This window comes from Nonomuraea sp. NPDC048901, assembly GCF_040649695.1.
GTDB lineage: Bacteria > Actinomycetota > Actinomycetes > Streptosporangiales > Streptosporangiaceae > Nonomuraea.
In genome coordinates this window covers 36,399-57,762 of record NZ_JBEZFW010000005.1, presented here as the reverse complement: position 1 = coordinate 57,762, position 21,364 = coordinate 36,399, and the positions used below count along the sequence as shown (strand labels likewise).

General features: G+C 68.1%; 19 protein-coding genes. 10 read left to right on the top strand and 9 right to left on the bottom strand.

Annotated features, from left to right (window positions below; genetic code table 11):
- Positions 1-117 precede the first annotated feature (117 nt).
- Positions 118-2,415 (top strand): WD40 repeat domain-containing protein, encoded by a 2,298-nt coding sequence (locus AB0C30_RS17905; protein WP_357944770.1) that lies wholly within the window; start codon positions 118-120, stop codon positions 2,413-2,415.
- A 194-nt stretch (positions 2,416-2,609) separates the two neighbouring features.
- On the opposite strand, the gene AB0C30_RS17900 is transcribed toward AB0C30_RS17905, so the two are convergent.
- Positions 2,610-3,089, bottom strand: coding sequence for a peptidoglycan-binding protein (locus tag AB0C30_RS17900; RefSeq protein WP_357944767.1), 480 nt, complete (start codon positions 3,087-3,089; stop codon positions 2,610-2,612).
- A 250-nt stretch (positions 3,090-3,339) separates the two neighbouring features.
- Complete coding sequence (gene glnA / locus AB0C30_RS17895; protein ID WP_357944764.1) at positions 3,340-4,701, bottom strand: type I glutamate--ammonia ligase; 1,362 nt, start codon at positions 4,699-4,701, stop codon at positions 3,340-3,342.
- Positions 4,702-4,853: 152 nt separating this feature from the next.
- Here glnA and AB0C30_RS17890 point away from each other — a divergent pair, with 152 nt between their 5' ends.
- A complete protein-coding gene (locus AB0C30_RS17890; protein ID WP_357944762.1) occupies positions 4,854-5,399 on the top strand; it encodes a hypothetical protein in 546 nt (181 codons plus the stop codon).
- The gene (locus AB0C30_RS17885; RefSeq protein WP_357944760.1) at positions 5,396-6,376 is read left to right on the top strand and encodes a terpene synthase family protein; all 981 of its coding nucleotides are present in this window, start codon (positions 5,396-5,398) and stop codon (positions 6,374-6,376) included. Before AB0C30_RS17890 ends, AB0C30_RS17885 begins: the two co-directional genes overlap by 4 nt.
- Here the strand turns inward: AB0C30_RS17885 and AB0C30_RS17880 are convergent.
- Positions 6,367-7,437, bottom strand: coding sequence for a DUF5937 family protein (locus AB0C30_RS17880; RefSeq protein WP_357944757.1), 1,071 nt, complete (start codon positions 7,435-7,437; stop codon positions 6,367-6,369). The two genes, AB0C30_RS17885 and AB0C30_RS17880, sit on opposite strands and share 10 nt — an antisense overlap.
- 61 nt (positions 7,438-7,498) lie before the next feature.
- Here AB0C30_RS17880 and AB0C30_RS17875 point away from each other — a divergent pair, with 61 nt between their 5' ends.
- The 3 genes from AB0C30_RS17875 to AB0C30_RS17865 all read left to right on the top strand — a co-directional run bounded on the left by AB0C30_RS17875 (position 7,499) and on the right by AB0C30_RS17865 (position 11,829).
- Positions 7,499-8,710: an MFS transporter gene (locus tag AB0C30_RS17875; RefSeq protein ID WP_357944754.1), complete on the top strand. Its 1,212-nt coding sequence runs from the start codon at positions 7,499-7,501 to the stop codon at positions 8,708-8,710.
- 58 nt (positions 8,711-8,768) lie between these two features.
- Entirely contained in the window at positions 8,769-10,541 is a 1,773-nt protein-coding gene (locus AB0C30_RS17870) for an NAD+ synthase (protein WP_357944752.1), read from the top strand.
- Positions 10,542-10,818: 277 nt separating this feature from the next.
- Positions 10,819-11,829, top strand: a complete 1,011-nt coding sequence (locus AB0C30_RS17865; protein WP_357944750.1) for a tachylectin-related carbohydrate-binding protein — start codon at positions 10,819-10,821, stop codon at positions 11,827-11,829.
- 124 nt (positions 11,830-11,953) lie between these two features.
- Here the strand turns inward: AB0C30_RS17865 and AB0C30_RS17860 are convergent, their stop codons facing one another.
- On the bottom strand, positions 11,954-12,844 hold the full coding sequence (locus AB0C30_RS17860; protein ID WP_357944747.1) for an aldo/keto reductase: 891 nt from the start codon (positions 12,842-12,844) through the stop codon (positions 11,954-11,956).
- 169 nt (positions 12,845-13,013) lie between these two features.
- The gene (locus AB0C30_RS17855) at positions 13,014-13,700 is read right to left on the bottom strand and encodes a hypothetical protein (RefSeq protein ID WP_357944745.1); all 687 of its coding nucleotides are present in this window, start codon (positions 13,698-13,700) and stop codon (positions 13,014-13,016) included.
- A gap of 498 nt (positions 13,701-14,198) precedes the next feature.
- On the opposite strand from AB0C30_RS17855, the gene AB0C30_RS17850 reads away from it, so the two are divergent.
- The gene (locus AB0C30_RS17850; protein ID WP_357944743.1) at positions 14,199-15,191 is read left to right on the top strand and encodes a S66 peptidase family protein; all 993 of its coding nucleotides are present in this window, start codon (positions 14,199-14,201) and stop codon (positions 15,189-15,191) included.
- A gap of 237 nt (positions 15,192-15,428) precedes the next feature.
- On the opposite strand, the gene AB0C30_RS17845 is transcribed toward AB0C30_RS17850, so the two are convergent.
- Entirely contained in the window at positions 15,429-15,695 is a 267-nt protein-coding gene (locus tag AB0C30_RS17845; RefSeq protein WP_357944740.1) for a hypothetical protein, read from the bottom strand.
- A 462-nt stretch (positions 15,696-16,157) separates the two neighbouring features.
- Entirely contained in the window at positions 16,158-16,505 is a 348-nt protein-coding gene (locus AB0C30_RS17840; RefSeq protein WP_357944737.1) for a metalloregulator ArsR/SmtB family transcription factor, read from the bottom strand.
- Between the two features lie 79 nt (positions 16,506-16,584).
- On the opposite strand from AB0C30_RS17840, the gene AB0C30_RS17835 reads away from it, so the two are divergent.
- The 3 genes from AB0C30_RS17835 to AB0C30_RS17825 all read left to right on the top strand — a co-directional run bounded on the left by AB0C30_RS17835 (position 16,585) and on the right by AB0C30_RS17825 (position 19,963).
- On the top strand, positions 16,585-17,580 hold the full coding sequence (locus AB0C30_RS17835; protein WP_357944734.1) for a zinc-binding dehydrogenase: 996 nt from the start codon (positions 16,585-16,587) through the stop codon (positions 17,578-17,580).
- 325 nt (positions 17,581-17,905) lie between these two features.
- On the top strand, positions 17,906-18,787 hold the full coding sequence (locus AB0C30_RS17830; RefSeq protein ID WP_357944731.1) for a hypothetical protein: 882 nt from the start codon (positions 17,906-17,908) through the stop codon (positions 18,785-18,787).
- A gap of 324 nt (positions 18,788-19,111) precedes the next feature.
- Positions 19,112-19,963, top strand: coding sequence for a hypothetical protein (locus AB0C30_RS17825; protein WP_357944728.1), 852 nt, complete (start codon positions 19,112-19,114; stop codon positions 19,961-19,963).
- Here AB0C30_RS17825 and AB0C30_RS17820 read toward each other — a convergent pair.
- Together AB0C30_RS17820 and AB0C30_RS17815 are read right to left on the bottom strand one after the other, a co-directional pair.
- Positions 19,939-20,115 (bottom strand): hypothetical protein, encoded by a 177-nt coding sequence (locus AB0C30_RS17820; RefSeq protein ID WP_357944726.1) that lies wholly within the window; start codon positions 20,113-20,115, stop codon positions 19,939-19,941. The two genes, AB0C30_RS17825 and AB0C30_RS17820, sit on opposite strands and share 25 nt — an antisense overlap.
- Before the next feature lie 167 nt (positions 20,116-20,282).
- Positions 20,283-21,317, bottom strand: coding sequence for a DUF5937 family protein (locus AB0C30_RS17815; protein ID WP_357944723.1), 1,035 nt, complete (start codon positions 21,315-21,317; stop codon positions 20,283-20,285).
- Positions 21,318-21,364: the final 47 nt, after the last annotated feature.

Genomic DNA, 21,364 nt, shown 5'->3' with positions numbered 1-21,364 from the left:
TGATGACCGCTGCCCAGATGATCACGATTCGGCGAAGCCCGCCATACCTTGGCGATCACGATCATTAGGTTCTGATCGAGCGCAAGAGGATCGAGCGCAAGAGGAGGGACAGCGCCCATGCCGCTCGATCTCACCTCGTTGATCGAGGCCGGTCCGGCGCTCCCGCACGGCGCGCTCGACGGGTCCTGGCCACCGGCCTTGCTGCGGGCCTATCGCCGGGCGCTCCCGCGGCTCCGCACGCTGCCCGGCTCTGAACGGCTCGAGTTCCTGCGCGCGACCGCCGCCGCCGAGGAACCGGAGGCCCTGGCGGCATTGGACTCGGCAGAGCCGGGGACTTGGACCCTGGCGTGGGAGACCGGCGAACAACCCACGGCCTTCCACGTGTGCCCGGCCCGGCACGACGGCCCGGTCTGGGCGGTGGCGGTGGGCGAGTTCGAGGGCCGCACGTTGGTGGCCAGCGGCGGCGACGACCACGTGGTACGGCTGCGCGCCGTGTTCGACCAGTCCGGATCGGAGCTGGAGGGCCATTCCGACCAGGCCGCGCCGGACCTAGAAGGTCATACGGCGAGCGTCCGCGCCCTGGTGTTCGGCGTGGTGGACGGCCACCCGATGCTGGCCGGCGGCGACGACGGCGGCACGATCCGTACCTGGAATCCGCTCACCGGAGCGAGCGGATTCACCCGCGACCTGACCGGCGGCTACCCGACAGCCCTGGCCTTCGTCGAGGCCGAGGGTGGGCGGACGCTGCTCGCCGTAGCCATCGGCTTCTACAACCGCGGCTACCCGGAGGACGACGAGGACGGGCGCGTCGACCTGCTGGATCCGGCCACCGGCGAGCTCGTACGCGCACTGCGCGCGGAGGAGCGGGACGCGGTACTCGACCTCGGTGTGACGAAGCTGGGCGAGCGGACGGTGCTGGCCGCCCTGTCCCCGTACGAGCTGCACGTGTGGGACGTCACCACCGGCGAGCGACTGGCGACGGCCGAACTGGACGACATCTGGGAGGACATGGAGCAGGACGGCCTCACTCCGCCCCTACTGATAGGCGAGGAGAACGGCCGGCCCGAGGTCGGTGTGGTGGTCCGCATCGAACACCCGCCCGGCTACACGGTGCAAAGCCGCGAACTGGTCTACCTGAAACTGGACGACCTCCGCGACAAGTCCCGCGGCCGAGGGTTCGACCGCGACCAGGGACCGGTGGCCATGACGACCCACGCCGGGCGGAACGTCATGCTCGTGGCGAACCACACCGACACCGGCAAGAAGTGGGAACGGCCCGCGAAGGCGGTGATCAGCCACCCAGGCCACAAGACGGACATCGACCTGGACGCCGACACCCGCCTGATCACGACCGCCGCCTTCGGGAGCCTGGCGGGACGTCTCTGCCTGGCCACGGGCGGGCTCGACGGGACGGTGCAGGTGTGGGACGCGCAGACGCCGCACCAGCACCGGCGGACCGGCTACGGCGGGTCAGGGCTGGCGCTGTTCACCACGGAGCAAGGCACGCCCGCCCTGGCCGTCGGCACGCACAGCGACACCGTGCTCCTGGTGGACGCGGCGGACGGGAAGAAGATCGGCTCAGTGGGCTGCCGCCAGAGCGGCCGTGGCCACGACTGCGACATCTCGCCCTACGACCACTGCTGCCGAGGCTTGACGGCCGGGCAGGTGGCCGGTCGGCCGTACATCGCGAGCAGTGGCTGTGCCTCGTACGGCACCATGCTGTGGCAGCCGCTGAGCAAGATCCGCGGGATCGCGCGGAAGGACGACGCCGAGGGCGGCCGGGTCACCTTCGGCGGCCTGGACCACTCCTCACCCACCGCTCTCGCCTTCGGCGAGGTCGACGGCCGGGCGCTGCTCGCCGCCGGCGCCGAGGTGTGGGACCCGGTCACCCAGGAGTGCGTGGCCAAGCTGCCCAGGTGGGGGTTCGCGCTGAGCGAGAGCGCCTTCGGCCGGGCCGGGGATCAGCCGGTGCTGGCCACGCGGCGCGACGGCGAGGTGGACCTGTGGAACCCGCTGACCGGCCGGCACATCCGGACGCTCGGCGTGGACGACGCCGGTGCGGGCCTGGCCATGAGTCACATCGCCGATCACGACGTACTCGCCGTCGGCAGCGGGAGGTATGTACACCTTTGGGACGCCGCCGCCGGAGAGCTCCGGGAGTGGATCCCGCACACTTCGACCGTCACCTGCCTGAGCCTGGTCGAGCACGACGATCGGGTCCTGCTGGTGACCGGGACCGAGGACGGCACGGTGACGCTGTGGGACGCCGCCGCCCCGCGGCGCCGGGTGGCCGTCCTGGGCGCGTTCGCCCGCCCGGTACGCTCCGTGGCCGCGGCGACCATCCGCGGGGAACTGCACGTGTACGGCCAGTCGCGATACGGCCGCGTGCTCGCCTGGCGCGTCGACGCGGTTTGAGCGAATCGCCGGGCCGGAGATCGACCACGCGAAAACGGCGGAGGCCGCGCCGGCAGGCGCCGCCTGCAGAGGATGCGGAGTGTATCGACGCGCGCGGCCCCTCACCGCATTTTGCTGGTGAAGGGCCGCCCTGGCCGGACGAGGTCTGAACTAAGCGAAAGTACGACTTTCGCTCCGACTTTCGGCAAGCGAGTTCAGATCGTCTCTACCCAGGTATTGGTCCATGTGTTCCGCCCGACGCGACCGTCGACCACGAGAGCGTGCTCTTTCTGGAATTGGCGGCAGATTTCTTCGCTCTTTGGCCCGTAGCTCCCGTCGACCATGAGGGGCCAGCCGCGCTTGTTAATCTCGTCCTGCCACTGCCGCACATCCTCGCCGTTCATGATCGGCGGCTGCATGAGGACGCGACCGGGGAACGGCGGGGCCACCGCGCTCGGGGCCGTCCACGTCTTGTCCCACGTCGTCTCGTCGACGATGCCGGTGACCTGCAGGTGCTTCTCGGCCTGGAAGTTCTTGCAGAGACGCTCGCTCTCTGGTCCATAGATCCCGTCTACTTTGATGTGCCAGCCGCGGTCCTGAATCCGCTGCTGCCATTTCTTTACGGCTTCGCCCTCCTGAGGCTTTTTGATGACGCCGGGAAATGGCGGTGCCTGCAAAGTCGGCGTAATGGTCACGAGTCGTCCTCCGTCGAGTCGTCGGCAAGGGCGGCGTCAGTCCCGCTTTCTGGGACAATTCGCCGCCCTAATCCAGGTTTCCGGCAGGTGGATACCCGGCACCCTCGGCGGTACTCTGGGGAAGCCGACGATTTAACTCGTTCTGGAAAATGTCGATACGACCTGTTGACACCAAGCCGAGGTGCGGCACCGACACCGTCGGGCGCGAAGCTCGGGCGGCGGGTGTCACGACGGACCCGCCGCCCCGCGCTTACAGGACCGGCAGGTAGCGGCCAAGCTCGAACTCCGTGACCTGGCGGCGGAAGTCGCGCCACTCCGCCCGCTTGTTGCGCAGGAAGAAGTCGAAGACGTGCTCGCCCAGCGTCTCGGCCACCAGCTCGCTCTGCTCCATGACCGCGATGGCCTCGTCCAGCGACTGCGGCAGCGGCTGGATGCCCAGGGCGCGCCGCTCGGCGCTGGTGAGCGTCCACACGTTGTCCTCGGCGGCGGCCGGGAGCTCGTAGCCCTCCTCGATGCCCTTCAGGCCGGCCGAGAGGATCAGCGCGAAGGCCAGGTAGGGGTTGCAGGCCGAGTCGAGCGAGCGGAACTCGATGCGGGTCGAGCCGCCCTTGTGCGGCTTGTACATCGGCACTCGTACCAGCGCGGACCGGTTGTTGTGGCCCCAGCAGACGTAGGACGGCGCCTCGCCGCCCTGGCCCGCGATGGCCTCCGCGCCGCCCCAGAGGCGCTTGTAGGAGTTGACCCACTGGTTGGTGATGGCCGTGATCTCGGCGGCGTGCTTGAGCAGCCCGGCGATGAACGAGCGGCCGGTCTTGGAGAGCTGGTAGTCGGCGCCGGCCTCGTAGAAGGCGTTGCGGTCGCCCTCGAACAGCGACATGTGGGTGTGCATGCCGGAGCCCGGGTGCTCGGTGAACGGCTTGGGCATGAAGGAGGCCCAGATGCCCTGCTCCAGCGCGACCTCCTTCATCACCAGCCGGAAGGTCATGATGTTGTCGGCCGTGGTGAGCGCGTCGGCGTAGCGCAGGTCGATCTCCTGCTGGCCGGGCGCGCCCTCGTGGTGGCTGAACTCGACCGAGATGCCCATCGACTCCAGCATCATGATCGCCTGGCGCCTGAAGTCGTGGCCCGAGCTGTGCGGGGTGTGGTCGAAGTAGCCGCCGGAGTCGATCGGCTCGGGGCGCTGACCCGGCTCGGGCCGGTTCTTCAGCAGGAAGAACTCGATCTCCGGGTGGGTGTAGAAGGTGAAGCCCATGTCGGCGCACTTGGCGAGCGTGCGCTTGAGCACCCAGCGCGGGTCGGCGTGCGACGGCGAGCCGTCCGGCATGAGGATGTCGCAGAAGATGCGGCCCGCGCCCGGCGTCTCACTGCGCCACGGCAGGATCTGGAACGTCGCCGGGTCCGGCTTGGCCAGCATGTCGGCCTCGTAGACCCGGGCGAAGCCCTCGATGGCCGAGCCGTCGAAGCCGATGCCCTCGGCGAAGGCGCCTTCGAGCTCGGCCGGGGCTATCGCCACCGACTTCAGGAAGCCGAGAACGTCGGTGAACCAGAGCCGGATGAACCGGATGTCGCGTTCCTCGAGCGTGCGGAGCACGAACTCCTGCTGGCGGTCCAAAGCATCCCCTAGCGAAGACAGTACTGAGTTCCCTATCAGGATGCCGTGTCCGTGTTTCGCACACGTTACGTGGGGTCCCGGTGCGAGCCTCGCTGACAAAGAGCCCGGCCGGACCTATCGTGATCACGCAGTCAGTCTCGGGGGAGGCATTGGTGGCTATCGACCTGCTCAATCACAAGCTTGATAGGGCTTTCGACCACATCGACGCGGGCGACGGGGGCGTCATCGAGCGTGTGGACCTGCTGGGGTTGGGTGCACGGCTCCTGGTGGGATTCGGAGAGTCCCCAACCTCGGTCACCGGCAGCGATCTCGTCGCCGGTTTCGACGGGATCTGGTCGACTCTGTCCGAAGTGCTCGGCCGGGACGCCGACTGCCAGATCTTGCGGGAGGAGTTCCGCGAAGGCATGGCGGCGGCGTTCGTCGAGGGCGACCTGTACGACCCGGTGTTCCGGCCGGCCACGGCGGCCGTGGCCGACCTCTGCGACGACGACGGCGACGGCCTGATCGGGCCCCGCGAGTTCCGTACGCTGCTGAGCGCCTTCGGCACCGCCTACGACGACGTGGACGAGGCGTTCGACCGGCTCGACCGGGCGGGCAGGGGCGTGCTGACCGTGGACGAGCTGATCGTGGCCGCCTGGCAGTACTACGTCAGTGACGACCCGAGCGCCGCGGGCAACTGGCTCTTTGGTCCCCTATGAGCACCGACGTGATCACCTCGGTGCGCACCGCCCTGAGGTCCATGCTGCAGTGGAAGCCGCTGGCTCCCGGACCGCGCCGCGGGGCGCCCGCCGCCACCACGCTGCTGGTGCTCACCGAGCGGGTGCCCGGCATGGCGGAGCCCTGCCGCATGCATCCGGCCGTGTACGCGATCGAGGCGGCCGTTCTTGACTGGGCCCGGCGGACCCATCTCCACGCGGGTCCCGGTGTGGGGTTCCACCGCATGGCGGGCCGCGCGTTCGCCGAGTTCGACGCGGCCGCGGCGGCGCTGTTCGCGCAGTGGCTGACCTGGCTGTTCAACCTCGACGACGAGCTCGACGAGGGGCCGGGCCGGCTGGAGGTCTTCCAGGGCCTGCTGGCGGGCGGCGCGGCCCATCCGCTGGAGGCGGCCTTCGCCGACCTGTGGCGGGTGACCAGCGCCCGGATGAGCGACCTGTGGCGGAGCAGGTTCGCGGCCAACCTGCGGCGTCAGCACGACGCCTGCCGCATCGAGGCCGAGAACCGCGCCACGGGCCGCGTACCGACCCTGGAGCAGTATCCGGCGCTGCGCAGGGGGACCGTCGGCCCGTACCTCTACGACCTCGTGGAGCCGTGCCTGCGCGTGGAGGTGCCCGCGTGGGTGCACGCCTGCGAGCCGTGGCAGCAGCTCGTCGACGCCTGTACCGACGTGACCGCCTGGTGCAACGACGTGGCCTCACTGCCCAAGGAACGCGGCGACGGGCACAACCTCGTCGTGGTCGTGATGCACCAGCTCGGCCTGGACCAGCCGGAGGCCACGGCCTGGGTGCTCGACCGGATCGCCGAGCGCTGCCAGGACATGCACGAGGCGGCCCGGAGCCTGCCGCTCGACACGCTCACGCCCAGGCTGGCGCGCGACGTGAGCAAGGTGGCGTGCGCCTACCTGGCCGCGCCGCGCGCCCACCTCGACTGGCTCCTGGAGTCGACCCGCTACACCTGACGACCGGCGATGGCGGGCGTGGGAGCAAGCGTGGGGGCGGGCGTGACCGGCATTGCGGGCGTGGGGGCCGGCGTGACCGGCATTGCGGGCGTGCTCGCGGCCAGCGCGTCGCCCGCGGCGGTGCGGCGGTACACGACCTGCTTGCCGACGCGCATCCCGACGGCCAGCCCGCCGCCGCTGAGTACGCCGAGGTGCTGGCTGACCGCGCCGGGCGTGAGCGACATGCGCCCGGCCAGCGCCGAGGTCGTGCTGGGCTCGGCCAGCGCGAGCAGGATCCGCGCCCGGCTGCGCCCGATGAGCGCCGCCAGCGCCTCGGGCGCGGGCGGCGGGCCCTGCTCCCACAGCGTCCCGACGCCCAGCACCGGATAGACCAGCATCGACTGGTACGGGGCCGACATCACGGCCACCGACGGCCAGTAGAACGCGCTCGGCACCAGCACCAGCCCGTCGCCGTGCAGCCCGGCGCCGTCCCTGTCCATCGTGCACCACGGCCGGTCGATGTGCAGCCGCTCCCCCGTCCACTCCACGGCCGGATCGAGCGCCGCGAACAGCTCGCGGGCACCGCCCTGGGCCAGCTGCCGCGACCTGCGCAGCACGTCGCGCTCCAGCAGCCCGTAGACGCGCGGCCAGAACTCGGCGAAGCACGTCTCCCAGTAGGCCTGCAGCGCGTCGGCGACCCGGGCCACGCCCGCCGCCGGATCATCCATGAACCGTTCGATCACCGCCGGGTCGGTTCCCCGTACCTCGGCCGCCTCGGCGCGGGCCCGTTCGGGCGGAGTGAGCCGTACGCGATCCAGCTCGGCGGTGAAGTCCGGCAGCGGCGTGTCGGGCGGCGGCGTGATGAAGTCGGCGAGATAGCCGCTCGGCGGGACGAGCGCGAACAGCTCGGTCAGGTCCAGCGCCGCGAGGCGGGGGCGCACGCACTTGATCCACGGCAGGTGGATCGACTGCCTGGCCGGGTCCTGCAGCGTACGCAGGCTGGCGACCAGCTCCCACATCGGCGAGAACGCGAACCTGATCCGCGCGACGTCCTCAGGCCGCATCACCCACATCACCGACATACCTTTTAGTGTGCCCTAAATCGTTCGCGGCCACCAAAGGCGAAAGCTCAGTCTTAGTCCCATGACTAGCACTGTTGTTGAGAAGCAATCGTTCCTGAGGTCCCAGGTGGGCGGGCTCCCCCGGCCGTTCTGGGCCCTGTGGAGTGGCACGCTGGTGAACCGCCTGGGCACCATGGTGATGCCGTTCACCGGCGTCTATCTGACACAGGCCAGAGGCGTCTCGGTGGCGGGCGCGGGGCTCGTGATGGCCGTGTTCGGCGCGGGGTCGCTGATCTCGCAGTTGCTCGGCGGGTGGCTGACCGACCGGATCGGGCGGCGGGCCACGCTGTCCGGCAGCATGATCGCCACCGCGGCCGCGATGCTGGGCCTGGGATACAGCACCTCCCTGGCCGCGATCACGACCTCGATGTTCGTGCTGGGGCTGGTGGTCGACGCCTACCGGCCCGCGTCCAACGCGCTGGTGGCGGACCTGGTCTCGCCGGTGGAGCGGCCCAGGGCGTACGGACTGCTGTTCTGGGCCATCAACCTCGGCTACGCGGTCGGGATGACGGCGGGCGGGTGGCTGGCCCAGCTCGGGTTCGGCTGGCTGTTCTGGATCGACGCCGTCAGCAGCGTGATCTTCGCCGTACTGGTCTGGCGGGCGGTTCCCGAGACCCGCACGGCCGAGCGGGAGTCGGCGGGCGGGTTCGGCGTCGTGCTGCGTGACCGGGTGATGGTCGCCTTCACGCTCGTCGTGCTGGGGCAGGCGCTGGTGTACATGCAGACGGTGACCATGCTGCCGGTCGCGATGGTCAAGCAGGCGGGACTGTCCACCGGGGAGTTCGGCGTGGCGATGGCGCTGAACGGGGTGCTGATCGTCATCGTGCAGCCGCTGGTGTCCGGCTGGATCGGCCGCCTGGACGCCGCCAGGACGCTCGCGCTGGGGCTGGCCATCACGGGGGCCGGATTCGCGCTCACCGCCTTCGTCACCGACGCCGTCTGGCTGGGCGTCACCATCGCCGTCTGGACGGCCGGCGAGATCATGACGGCGGGCATCGCGGGGACCATCGTCGCGGCGCTGGCGCCCGCGCACCTGCGGGGGCGGTATTCGGGGCTGTTCGGATTCGCGTGGTCGGTCGCCTCGGTGCTGGCGCCGCTGGCCGGTGGAGCGCTGCTGGACGTGGGGCCGCAGGCCCTGTGGTTCACGGTGGGCGGCGTCGGGCTGCTGTCGGCGGTGGCCATGCTGGCGCTCGGCCCGGCGATCAGGCGGCGCGCCCTCCAGCCGGCTCTGTGAGCGAGCCCACTTTTCGTCGCTTGGACGATAAAAACGGCACCGTACTAGGCTGACCTTTGTGGCACAACTCCGTATCGCGCTGGCACAGACCAAACCGACCGTAGGCGACCTCTCCGGCAACGCCGACCGACTGCTCACGTGGACCCGCGACGCCGCGGACCGCGGCGCGCACCTCGTCGTGTTCACGGAGATGTTCTTGACCGGCTATCCGGTGGAGGACCTGGTCCTGCGTACATCCTTCGTGGACGCCAGCATCAGGACGCTGGGCGAGGTCGCGCTCAGGCTGCGAGAGGAGGGGCTGGGCGAGCTGCCCGTGGTCGTCGGCTACGTCGACCGGGCGGGGCTCGCGCCGCGCATCGGCCAGCCCAAGGGCGCCTCGCTCGACGCCGCCGCGGTGCTCCACCGGGGCGAGGTCGTCGTCCGCACGGCCAAGCACCACCTGCCCAACTACGGCGTGTTCGACGAATACCGCTACTTCGTGCGCGGCGACCGGCTGCCGATCTTCCGGCTGCACGGGGTCGACGTGGCGATCGCGGTCTGCGAGGACCTGTGGCAGGAGGGCGGCCCGGTGGCCGTGGTCGGCCAGGCCGGCGCCGGTCTGCTGGTGGCGCCCAACGCCTCGCCGTACGAGAAGGAGAAGGACGACGTACGCCTGGAGCTGTGCGCGCGCAGGGCGCGTGAGGCCGGGTGCGCGCTCGTCTACGTCAACCAGGTCGGCGGGCAGGACGAGCTGGTCTTCGACGGCGACTCGATCGTGGTGGACGCGGCCGGCGAGCTGGTGGCGCGCGCCGGGCAGTTCCGCGAGGAGCTGCTCGTGGTGGACCTGGATCTCCCGGTCTCCACCGCCGAGACCGGGTCGTTCCCGTACGACGCCGGCGACGGCTCCACCATCACCGTGGACCGCCTGGTGCTGTCGTCCGACCCGGTCGAGCCGCGCGAGCCCGTGCCCGCGCCGGTGGCCGAGCGCCTGGACCCGCACGCGGAGGTCTACTCGGCGCTGGTGCTGGCCGTACGCGACTATGTGGTCAAGAACGGCTTCCAGTCGGTGATCCTCGGCCTGTCCGGCGGCATCGACTCGGCGCTGACCGCGACCATCGCCTCCGACGCGATCGGGCCCGATCGGGTCCACGTGGTGCTGATGCCCTCGCGCTACTCCTCCGACCACTCGCTCGGCGACGCCGAAGAGCTGGTACGCAGGCAGGGCATCAACGCCCAGGTGGTGCCGATCGGCGAGATCGTCGACGCCTTCGAGAAGGAGATCGACCTGTCCGGGCTGGCCGCCGAGAACCTGCAGGCCCGCGTCCGCGGCACGATCCTCATGGGCCTGTCCAACGAACACGGCCACCTGGTGCTGACGACCGGCAACAAGAGCGAGCTGGCGACGGGCTACTCCACGCTGTACGGCGACTCGGCGGGCGGCTTCGCCCCGATCAAGGACGTACCGAAAACGATGGTGTGGGAGCTGTCCCGCTGGCGCAACGCCCACGGCGACCCGTCGTTCCGCCTCGACGCCGAGCGGCCCATCCCGGAGAACTCGATCACCAAGGAGCCGAGCGCCGAGCTGCGTCCCGACCAGCGCGACACCGACTCGCTGCCGCCGTACGAGGTGCTGGACCGGCTGCTCGACGACTACGTCGAGAAGGACATGGGCGTACAGGAGCTCATCGCGGCCGGCCACGACCCCGCCCTGGTGACGCGCATCATCCGGCTGGTGGACACGGCGGAGTACAAGCGCCGGCAGTACCCGCCGGGCCCGAAGATCACCCCGAAGAACTTCGGCCGCGACCGCCGCCTCCCCATCACCAACAGGTGGCGCGAAACCACCTCCTAAGGCAAGGTCCTCATTGCGGAGGCGCTGCGCGCCCATGGCTCGGGCAGCGCCTCCCAGGGGGCTGCCGCCCCCTTCGACCCCCGACAGGCATGGTCCTCGCTGCGCTCGGGCAGCCTCACTGGGGGCTTCGCCCTTAGCGAGGGGGCTTGCCAGCCCCCTCGCGCTCCCCCGGCCCCAGGCCTCTCCCGACTCATGCTCACTTTTCGTGATTACGCTAGCGCGGAGAGCGACGACATGTTGTCATTGGACTCGCCCTTCCCCCGGACGAGAACCTCCGATGCCACCACGTTCCCGTGCCCGCACCGCCGCCCGCCCCCGGACACAGAAAGAGCCGCAGAAAGAGAAATCAGCCCGAGAAGAGGAGCCTCACCGGCGGGTCGATCGCCACACGTTCTTGATGTGGCTGGCCGGAGCCGTGCTGATCCCAGCCATCGCCGCGATACCCGCCTATGTGCGCTTCCTCGGCGATGACACACCACCCTCGCAGACCGCGAAGGTGGCGCAGACGCTCCCATCCTTCGCAAAGGCGAGAAAGATCACCTATGCGGGTTCCGGCGTGCTCTACGCGATCTTCGCCGACGGAACCCTCCGCCGATTCGTCCACACCGATCCCGAGAACGGCGGCGCCAAGTGGCTGGCCCCAAAGGGAGAGGAACTTGGCGGCGGCTGGAACCGATTCCGCTGGCTGGAGGCAGGAGCGGACGGTTCCCTTTATGGGGTGGACGCGTCAGGCGACCTGTTCCTCTTCAAATATCAGCCGGGCGCACGTATGGAAGCCGACTCCGGCCAGGGCATCGGGCACGGGTTCAACGCATTCAGGGATTTCACCGCCGCCCCCGGAAACGGCTCGGATCAGATCTTCTACGGCCTCCTGCCCAACGGCCGACTCTGCTGGTATCGCTATCTGGGACCCGACGCTGTCGAACCATGGGTGAACGCCGGGCGCTGCAAGGTGGTCAAGCGGGGCTGGCAACGCTACCGCCGCATCATCGCATTGGAAGACGGCGTCCTGTTCACCATCGACGCACGCGGAGACCTGTACTGGCACCGCCAGCACGCACCCGAGAAAGGCGGCCGGACCTGGTTCAGAGACGATTACGAACCCAACGGCACCGGATGGCTGATCCACCAGGACGAGACGGCCTACCGGGGCGTCTTTTACATCCTGCTCCGCAGTGGCGAGCTCAGATGGTTCAAGTATCTCGAACCAGGCGTCTACAAGCCGGGCTACACCGGGTGGACATACCTCGGCAGTCCACGTTTCCCCGCCGGACAGATCACCGGCTAAGACGACCGCCTCCTCGCCCTCACCCGCACGCACGTAGGGGAAATATCCTCCCTGGAAGACGGTCAGGTGACCCGGTAGTCATATACGGCTCCGAGCGTTTCACGGTCGTCAGGCGAAGCGGCGCTTACGCCTCAGGGATGACGATCCCCAGGCTGATCGGGTCCCGCTCGTCGGGGTCCGGACCGCTGCGCACGCCGGTGTCGAGCGCGTCGACGCGGGCGATCTCCTCGGCTGACAGTTCGAAGTCGAACACGTCGAAGTTCTCGGCGATGCGGGCGGGATTGACGGACTTCGGGATGGCGGAACGCCCCTGCTGCAGGTGCCAGCGGAGCATCACCTGGGCCGGAGTCTTCCCGTGCGCGTCCGCGATCTCACGCAGCACCGGATCGGAAAGCACGCTTCTGCGGTGCTCGCCCCAGCCGGGATAGAAGGTGATGCCGCCGATGGGCGACCACGCCTGGGTGAGGATGCCGTGCTCCGCGTCGGCCTTCTGCACCTCGGGCTGGGTGAAGTAGGGGTGCAGCTCGATCTGGTTCACCGCGGGCACGACATCGGTGCGTTCGATCAGCTCGGCCAGGTGCCGGGGCATGAAGTTGCTGATCCCGATGGAGCGGACCTTCCCGTCGGACAGAAGTTTCTCGAGCGCTCGATAGGCGGCGATGGTCGCCTCGAATCCCTTCGGCGCCGGCTGGTGCAGGATCAGCAGGTCGATCTGCTCCACACCGAGCTTCCCGGCGGCCTTGTCGAAGGCATGCAGGGTCTGGTCGTACCCGTAGTCGCTCACCCAGACCTTGGTCTCGATGAACACCTCCGAGCGGTCCAGCCCCGAACGGCGGATGCCCTCGCCCACCTGGCGCTCGTTGCCGTACGCGGCGGCGGTGTCGATGTGCCGGTAGCCAGTCTTCAGCGCGGTCTCGACCGCCGCGGCGGTCTCTTCCGGAGACGACTGGAAGACGCCGAAGCCGAGAGCCGGCATCACGACGCCGTTGTTCAACTGGAGAGAAGTGGTGCTCATGACTCCACCTTAGGAAGCCTCGGCCGCGTGAGGGAGAGCACGCCAGTACCTCTCAGGCCAGGAATAGACGAAGCGCCGAACTGACAGCTTCTGGCACCACCGGTCAAGCCAGGCCCTCCCGCGGCGGCTGGGTCAGGGGCGTATGGATGCGAAGAGTTCAGCGAGGCAGCTAGTGGAGTGCCGCCTCCGCCTTTTCATAGGCCTCTTGGGCGATCTGGGGGAGCAGTTTGGCGGGATTGGCGCGAGGGCGCGGTTCCTGATTCGGGATCCGGATCTCCAGCAGATACCGCGAGGTCTGGATCACCTCCACCCAGTGCCAGATGGGGACCTTCCCGCTGCCGGTGATGCGATAGGCCCAGGCTCGTTCGCCCAGGCGTGGAACATCTATCGGCTGGATGTCTCCGGATCCGACGTCCGCATCGGACAAGTGGCGGCATCGCGCGGGCAGACTCGGATCCCCAAGACGGTTCAGCATGTCCGGGGAGCCGGTGATGATCGCCTCGTGGAAGCCCGCACCCTCGGGCCGTCGCAGGTGCTGCGTCCCTGAGTTGGGGACGGACTCGGTGATCGCGGTGACGGCCATCTGCGCACCTGCGGTGTTGTACCTACGCAGCACCTCGAACCACATTCCGGCGGTCCACTTGTCGCACTCCTCCGGCCCCACAAAAGGGGTGCTGATCTGGCGCAGTGGAATAAAAGTGGACTCCAGGTCGGCGACGGGCAACGCAACGACGGCACCCGGCACGTACGACCACTCCCGCACGTCTCGGAAGCGAGTGAGCAGGGCTGCGACCAGCCGTGGGTCGCCCGCGCCCGAACCGGGATTGGGAGTTTTGTCCTCCTGCCCCCGTTTCATGATCCTCACATCCAGCCACGCCGACGCGGACGCACTCGGCGAGGGAGACACGGATAACGACGCCGACGCGGACGCACTCGGCGGAGGAGATACGGATGTGGCGGTCCGGGCTGCGATGTTGGCCGGTTGTGCTCCACATCCCGACGCGGCCACGCCCAATACTGCGGCGACCGCTACCCACCTCACCGCCCTGTGACTTGTCATGCTCCACCTCCCGAAGCCAGGCGCTCGAAAGGTCGAGGCCGAAGATCAATTATCGACCCTTTCCGTGCTGCGCCCGCGAATGCGTCGATCTCCTGACCACCCTGCCGACGACGCACACGCCTCCCGACTGGCACCGTCGGTCACATTGATCGTGTCACTGATGAGCAGCAGCCGTACTTCGTCGTCAGGGACGCGCACCGGGAACTCGGCGATACCCGATCCCACCCAATACGCGGCAGAGACAGCCAACGAATGGGAGCGCCAGATTGCCCCCGCCCCCGTTACACTCCGGCAATGATGGATGTGATCTTCCCTCCCAAGCTGACCGATGGTGACGTCATACGAGTGGTGGCGCCGGCCGTGTCCCGCGCGTTCGTGATGGAACACGACCACACCGACATCATCAACTCCCGTTTCGCCGAACTTGGCCTGACGCTCTCCTATGGCAGCCATGTCGACGAGCGAGACGCGTTCAACTCCTCCAGCATCGCCTCACGCGTCACCGACCTGCACGAGGCATTCGCGGATCCATCGGTCGCGGCGATTCTGACGGTCATCGGCGGCTACAACTCCAATGAGCTCCTGCCGTACCTGGACTGGGAATTGATCCGCGCCAACCCGAAAATCTTGTGCGGATACTCCGATATCACGGCGCTGCAGAACGCCATCCTCACCCGCACCGGGTTGGTCACCTACTCCGGCCCGCACTGGTCGACCTTCGGGATGCGAGACCACCTCGAGCAGACCCTGCGCTGGTTCACCTCGGTCACGTTCGACACCGCCCCGATCACCCTGACCCCGGCAGCACAATGGAGCGACGATCTCTGGTTCCTCGACCAGGACAAGCGCGAACTGACACCCAACGAGGGATGGTGGCCGATCCGGCCCGGCATCGCCGAAGGGCGGATCGTCGGCGGCAATCTGTGCACCCTCAACCTGCTGCAAGGCACTCCCTACATGCCAGCCCTTGCCGACGCGATATTGATCATCGAGGACGACTTCGAGTCACAGCCGGCGACCTTCGCCCGCAATCTGACCTCGCTGCTCCAGCTTCCCGACGCTCCGGGGATTCGAGGACTGGCGATCGGACGGTTCCAGCGCGCCAGCAATATGACCCGCCCATTGCTGGAACAGATCATCGACGCCCAGCCGATACTGACCGGCATCCCCGTCCTGGCCAACATCGACGTCGGCCATACCAACCCCTTGGCCACTTTTCCGGTCGGCGGCCAGGCCCAGCTCACCGTCGCCGATGGCCAGACAAACCTGACGCTCCTACGCCACTGACCGGGGGCTGGTCGCCCTCGACGGGGTTCAGTTCGGGCGCGTAGGCGGGTAACTGGACGATGCGCGTGCTCGGCGGCGAAAACCCCCGGCGCCGGCGACATCGTGCACTTCAACAACGCCGGCTGCGGCCTGCTGGCCACGCCCGTGCTGGCCGCGATGGGTCGACCACCTGCGGCTGGAAGCGCACATCGGCGGCTACGAGGCCTCGGCCGCCCGCGCCGAGCAGGTGCGCGAGTTCTACACCGAGACCGCCGCCCTGATCAACTGCACTCCCGAGAACATCGCCTTCGCCGGTAGCGCAACCCATGCGTTCTCCACCGCCTTGTCGGCGATCCCGTTCAAGGCCGACGATGTCATCCTGACCACCCGCAACGACTTCATCTCCAACGAAGGTCGGGCGCCTGCCAGTCGGTCGGCCAGTACCCGGTCGACGTGGCCGAGATCGGCTGCGGCCGGGGACCCGCCGGTCCGCGAGCTGATCGCTGAGCCTGGTCCCGCGTTCATGCTCACCGCCACCTGCCGCAAGTTCCTGCGTGGACCTCGCGGTTCGGGCTTCCTGTACGTCTCCGACCGCGTGCTGCGCGCCGGCTATGAGCCGCTCTTCATCGACATGTACGGCGCGCGCTGGGTGGAGCCCGGCCGTTACGAACCCGTCGAGACGGCAGCCAGGTTCGAGGACTCGGAGTTCCCCTACGCCCTCGTGCTCGGCTGCGCGGCCGCCGCACGCTACGCCCGCGAGGTCGGCATGGACGCCACGCCCGCCGTACCCCCGCACTGGCCGCCAGCCTGCGCGACAGGCTCGCCGACCTGCCCGGAGTCCGCGTTCGACCACGGCCGGCAGCTGGGCGCCCTGGTCACCTTCGCCATCGACGGCTGGCAGCCGGGCACGTGGCCCCGCGACGGCGATACTGACCGCAGGGGCCGCGCTGGGCGGGCCTGCTCGTGGTGGCGATCACATGACCGCTGTCAGGCGGTGGTCGATGCGATCTGCCGGTTGTACGTATTGACGATGGCGTCCAGGAGACCAGGAAAGCGGTTCTCGAGATCCCCCAAGCGGAGTGTGGTCCAGCGACGGTTGCCGTCCTCGCGCTGGTGGATGATGCCGGCCTCTCGGAGTACCCGGAAGTGGTGCGTGAGCGTGGAGGGCGCGACGTCGACCGGGAAGGTGCCGCATGCTCGCTCGGGATCGACGCGCAGGGTTCGTACGATGGTCATGCGGGTCGGGTCGGCGAGCGCATGCAGCACGTCCAGCACGTCGAACTGGTCGGTGTCCGGGTGGGTCAATGTTGCTCGGCGGCCGTGTGACCGGGGCATCCCGCACCTCCTTTTACAGACATCGTACAAGCATGATACTACTTTCGTCGTACGACGAACGTCGAAATAGGAGCCCGTTATGCGTGCTTTGCTGATGGCCGCACCGTCACAGGGATCGGACCGCACTCAGGTCCAGGAGATCGACGAGCCACGTCCGGGCCCGGGAGAGGTGACCATCGATGTCGCCTACGCCGGGGTGAACTTCATGGACGTGATGGCGCGCCGCGGCGACCCCGGATACGCATCTGCCTGGCCGTACGTGCCCGGCCTGGAAGTTGCCGGGACCGTGCGCGAGGTGGGTGCGGACGTCGGCGACCTCGCCGTGGGGCAGCGGGTGGCCGCGTTCACTTCTGGGGGCGGCCTGGCCGAGGTCGCACGCGCTCGTGCGGCGCTCACCGTTGCAATACCGGACCAGGTCTCGTTGCTCTCGGCGGCGGGCGCTCCGATGGTGTTCACGACCGCCCTGCTCCTGCTGACCGACGCCGCCCGGCTCGGCTCTACCGACAGCGTGCTGGTGCACTCGGCCAGCGGTGGCGTGGGCAGCGCTCTCGCGCAGGTGGCGCCCACGGTAGGGGGCGGACTGCTCATCGGCACCGTCGGCCGCCCTAACAAGGTCGACTCGGCGCGCAAGAGCGGCTATGACATCGCCATCGCCCGTGGGGACGATCTGGTCGAGGCGGTACGTGCGGCCACCGGAGGCAAAGGCGTCGACGTCGTACTGGATCCTCTTGGCACCAGCATGCTCGACGTCGATCTGGCGGTCACGGCGCCCGGCGGGCGGATCGTGCTGTTCGGCAACGCCGGCGGCGCGCAACCCGCCCCGCTCCCGCCCGCAGGCAGGCTCATCGGCGGCAACGTCGCGATCGGTGGGTTCAGCATCACCGGCCTGAGCGCTTCCGCTCCCGAGCGCGTCGCCGCAGCCCTGCGCCGCGTCCTGGACATGCTCGCCACCGGCCGGCTCGACGTTGCCGCCACCGAGGTCGACTCACTCGCCGGCGTACCCGCCGTGCACCAGCTGCTCGCAGACGGGCGCGGCAACGGCAAGTACGTGGCACGAGTGACCGCCGGCGAATAGCACTCCCATGCCAACATCAACATCGATTGCCCCGTCCACGCGGCCTGGACTACAGGATCCTCTCGTGTTTCGCGGTTTTCCTTGATCATTATGCATGCGGGAGGGGGATGTTTCCGCGTGCCTTCGCTGGTCTGCGGGGCGGATATGGAGATATCAGAGGAGCATCGGCGGTGTCTGCAACACCCTGCTAGAAGGTGAATCCGCCGATGCTCTACCCGTTCTTGGCGCCATCCATACTTCTGATCCCAACGCCGACGGCCCCACAACCGCCGTACGTGCTCGAACCGCTTGCCGCGCCCGCCGGGCGAGTGGCACCTTGATCGCCATGACTGCTGTGCCCCCGGCCTGGGTCGACGACCTGTTCCCTTTTCCCACGCCGCCCGCGCTCGCCAAACTGGTCGACATCGCCTGGCCGCACGCCTTCATCGACGAGGAGCTGTACGACGACGGACTCCTGACAACGCACTACGACTTCATGTTCGACCTGGAATCCGTTCCCCGCGCTCCCGACGGCTGGGAAGAGGCCTATCCAGGTCCGGCGTGGCGAGGTGACCACGTGCCGTTGTTCGCCACGCCGGAGTATCTGCAGTTCGGCCATCTGGGCAATGGCATATACGTCGGATGGGTGGTGCCCGCGCCGGAACTCGGCGGAACCGACCACCCTGTCGCCCTCTTCGGCCAGGAACCCGGAGGACGCGTCGTCGCCAGGGACACTCGGGCCGGTCTGGAGTGGATGCTCTCGTTCGGCCTCCGCAAGGAGAACCTCAGCGACGACGACCGCTCCCTCATCGCCCGCGTCGCCGCCGAGCTCGACCTCGACCCCGCCTCTGAACGCGCCGTCACCCCGGACGGTTTCGACGTGGTGGTGCCCCTTGAGCTCGCGGTCCCGTCCGGATGGAGACACGAGCCCGGTGCGTACGGAATCGGCCCCGGGGTTCTGGCCCCGGCGGACGCGTTCGCCCCGGACGGCCCCATGGACTCCTACCGGCTGGATGACGTCCTCGCCGACGCCGCCCAACTGCTGGGCGCGGGGTTCCCGGCAACCGCCCTGCACGGAATCATGGACGCGTTCCACCGTGACATCGCCCACTTCACCAGCCTGCTCCCCCTCTGGGTGCGCGCCTACCAGGACCTGGGCCGACCGCAATTCACGACCCGGCTCGATCACATCCTGCCGATGTACGAAGGCCTGCAGCCGCTTTCGTGATTCGCGGTACTTCGCGACAGCCGGATTCATTTTCTGGACAGCACGAGCCCTTGGGGGAAGGTGGTCATGGGCACGAGCAGAACCAACTGCTCCCCCTGACGAACAAGGTGAGCGCCTAATCCCACTAAGTCTTCAAAACTGACAAAATTCCAAGAGAAGCGCATTACGACTACTCTTGACTTCTTCGGGAACTCCACTTTGACCTCCCAGGCTGGCGCGTCCCGATATGTGCGCATATCGTAAGTGGCATGGCAGAACATAATGGTCCTGTTCTGTGGCGGGCAATGCGGCCGGTCATGCCGTAACTGACGAAGAAGGCCCTCGATGACATCGAACAAGCCGGATTTCATTACACTCGTGCTCGTAGGGGCATTCTCCCTCGCCCTGGCCGCCTGCGATGCCCATGGCCAGATGGCCATTCGCGGGAGCACATCCGCATCCCCATCGAAGGCAGCCGTCAACGCACCATCGCCATCCCCGTCCGTTTTTGCCACCGGGCTATCGACGACTGGGGCTACACCAGATCCGAACAACGACTCCCCTGTGCTGAACATGATCCAGGAGCGCGGAGGCGGCAGCCTTGCCGCCCCGAGGGGAGCCATGGCCTACAGCGACAATCCCAGGAATACTACGGTTGTAGTACCCCAACAAGAAGGTTCCGAGTACTGGGGGACGGACTGGTGTCATTACTTCTACCGCCAGGCTCGCTGGTACGGGGATCTTTGCTTGCGACAGGCGCTCGCCGGTAATGGCCAAGCATTGACCAACATATACAATTTTTATCTCTACCAACCTGGCACGCTCGGCCAGTTGGTCCTGCAGGCTGATTTCAACGATCCACGCTGGAGAGTTATCAGCAGCCCGCTATTTCCGATGTCCAATGTGGTTCATTGGTTGGCGTGGCCAACTGCTGGCGAGGCGACGGCAAACACGCTGTGGCTTAACATGACAGACTACCAACAGAACCAGAATATCTGGCTTCCCTACCAGAAAGTGGCTGCTGAGATTCGAGCCGGAAACGGTTCCCGATTCGGCATTCAGGCAAACCAGCCACCACAAGACCTGTCCGCATGGGCTTGGGGGGTCTCCACTTTTACCAGCATGACCAACGCCATCGGCACACAATGGACTGCGCCGCAATGCGCCGCCAGCTATAACGGCTGCGGAACAGGTTGAATTCGTAGAGTGAACGCCACCTGGGCCTTCCATGCGCCTTCTTCCGCCTGCACCTCGACACCTGACAGCATCTGAGCTTCGACCGTGAACCCGGCATCGCGCAGCCAGGCTGCCACCTGGGCGGGCTGACGGTGGTGAACGTGGACCTTCATGGGATGGCCGCCATAACCTTGCGTCTTCAATCGTGACCCGTCACGACATGGAAGCCGACCAACACGAGTCCGCCGGGCCGCAGCACCCTCTGGAAGTGGCCGAAGACAGCGGGGATCTCAATATCTGGGACGTGAATCACCGACCAGAAGGCGAGCAGCTCGGCGTCTCAGGCCTCCTGGCCGAACTGACCGGGACCGGGGTGTGCGGCGTCCTCCGCTTCGCGGTCGCCACCGGCGGCCCGGAGTCCTGATCCGGTGACGAGGGCGTCGCCGAGCTCCGAGCGTAGATAGAGGACCGAGCGGCCGTGGCGGGCGCTGGCGAGGAGGCCGGCGGCGCGGAGGGTGCGGAGGTGCTGGTTGACGGCCGATGGGGTGACGCCCAGGCGGCCGGAGAGTTCGGTCGATGAGGCGGGGGTCTCGAGCATGGTGAGCAGCCCTGCCCGGGTGGCGCCCAGAAGGTCGGTGAGCACCCCTGGGGAGTGACGGGGCTCCGGTTGCCACAGCGTGCCGACGCCCCGAGTGCCGTACATGATCAAAGGGGGCTCGGACGGGGAGATGGGGACGGTGGAGGCCCGGGTGAAGAGGGTCGGGACCAGGGTGATGCCCTCGCCGCTGGTGGAGCGCCGGTAGCGGGTGTCGCTGATCAGCCTCATGCGTACGACGCCGTCCTTCAGCTGAACACGCTCGCTGAGGTCGGCGAACATCGTGGCCAGGCCGCGGGCCGAGATGACCTGGCCGCGGTGGACCACGTCGGCCTGCAGGACCGCGCGCATCCTGGGCCACCAGGGCGCGAAGCAGGTACGCCAGTAGTCCCGCAGCGCGTCCAGGATGCGGGACGACGGGTCGCCGCGCAGCGGCTCGGGGAGCCGGGGGTGGATGACGCGCAGGTCATCGAGCACCCGGTCCACCGGGACGCGGGCGACTGTGGCGAGTTCGTCGTCGATGCGGGTAAGCGGGGCGTGGGGGCGGGGCGACAGGTAGTCCGGTGTCCACATGTCGTCGTTGGTGAGCGCTTTCAGCAGGGGCACGTCCAGCGTGGATCGGGCCTGCTCCGTGCGGCGCAGCCAGGGCAGGTGCACGGGATAGCGTCCGGGGTCGCGGAACGTGCGCAACGACAACGTGAGCTCGTTGAGCGGCGAGATGGCGAAGCGGACGTCGGCCACATCCATCCCCGCGAGCTCGTACTCGACCAGCCCGGCCATGAAGCCATACGCTACATCAATTGGCGACAAAGGCCCTATTGCGAGAT

Excerpts from the sequence above, each read along its gene's own strand:
- AB0C30_RS17825 (WP_357944728.1), top strand. The coding sequence starts at position 19,112 with ATGACATCGAACAAGCCGGATTTCATTACACTCGTGCTCGTAGGGGCA.
- AB0C30_RS17865 (WP_357944750.1), top strand. The coding sequence starts at position 10,819 with ATGCCACCACGTTCCCGTGCCCGCACCGCCGCCCGCCCCCGGACACAG.
- AB0C30_RS17855 (WP_357944745.1), bottom strand. The coding sequence starts at position 13,700 with ATGAAACGGGGGCAGGAGGACAAAACTCCCAATCCCGGTTCGGGCGCG.
- AB0C30_RS17835 (WP_357944734.1), top strand. The coding sequence starts at position 16,585 with ATGCGTGCTTTGCTGATGGCCGCACCGTCACAGGGATCGGACCGCACT.
- AB0C30_RS17820 (WP_357944726.1), bottom strand. The coding sequence starts at position 20,115 with ATGAAGGTCCACGTTCACCACCGTCAGCCCGCCCAGGTGGCAGCCTGG.
- AB0C30_RS17830 (WP_357944731.1), top strand. The coding sequence starts at position 17,906 with ATGACTGCTGTGCCCCCGGCCTGGGTCGACGACCTGTTCCCTTTTCCC.
- AB0C30_RS17905 (WP_357944770.1), top strand. The coding sequence starts at position 118 with ATGCCGCTCGATCTCACCTCGTTGATCGAGGCCGGTCCGGCGCTCCCG.
- AB0C30_RS17840 (WP_357944737.1), bottom strand. The coding sequence starts at position 16,505 with ATGCCCCGGTCACACGGCCGCCGAGCAACATTGACCCACCCGGACACC.
- AB0C30_RS17880 (WP_357944757.1), bottom strand. The coding sequence starts at position 7,437 with ATGTCGGTGATGTGGGTGATGCGGCCTGAGGACGTCGCGCGGATCAGG.
- AB0C30_RS17850 (WP_357944743.1), top strand. The coding sequence starts at position 14,199 with ATGATGGATGTGATCTTCCCTCCCAAGCTGACCGATGGTGACGTCATA.
- AB0C30_RS17815 (WP_357944723.1), bottom strand. The coding sequence starts at position 21,317 with ATGGCCGGGCTGGTCGAGTACGAGCTCGCGGGGATGGATGTGGCCGAC.
- AB0C30_RS17875 (WP_357944754.1), top strand. The coding sequence starts at position 7,499 with ATGACTAGCACTGTTGTTGAGAAGCAATCGTTCCTGAGGTCCCAGGTG.
- AB0C30_RS17860 (WP_357944747.1), bottom strand. The coding sequence starts at position 12,844 with ATGAGCACCACTTCTCTCCAGTTGAACAACGGCGTCGTGATGCCGGCT.
- AB0C30_RS17845 (WP_357944740.1), bottom strand. The coding sequence starts at position 15,695 with ATGAACGCGGGACCAGGCTCAGCGATCAGCTCGCGGACCGGCGGGTCC.
- AB0C30_RS17885 (WP_357944760.1), top strand. The coding sequence starts at position 5,396 with ATGAGCACCGACGTGATCACCTCGGTGCGCACCGCCCTGAGGTCCATG.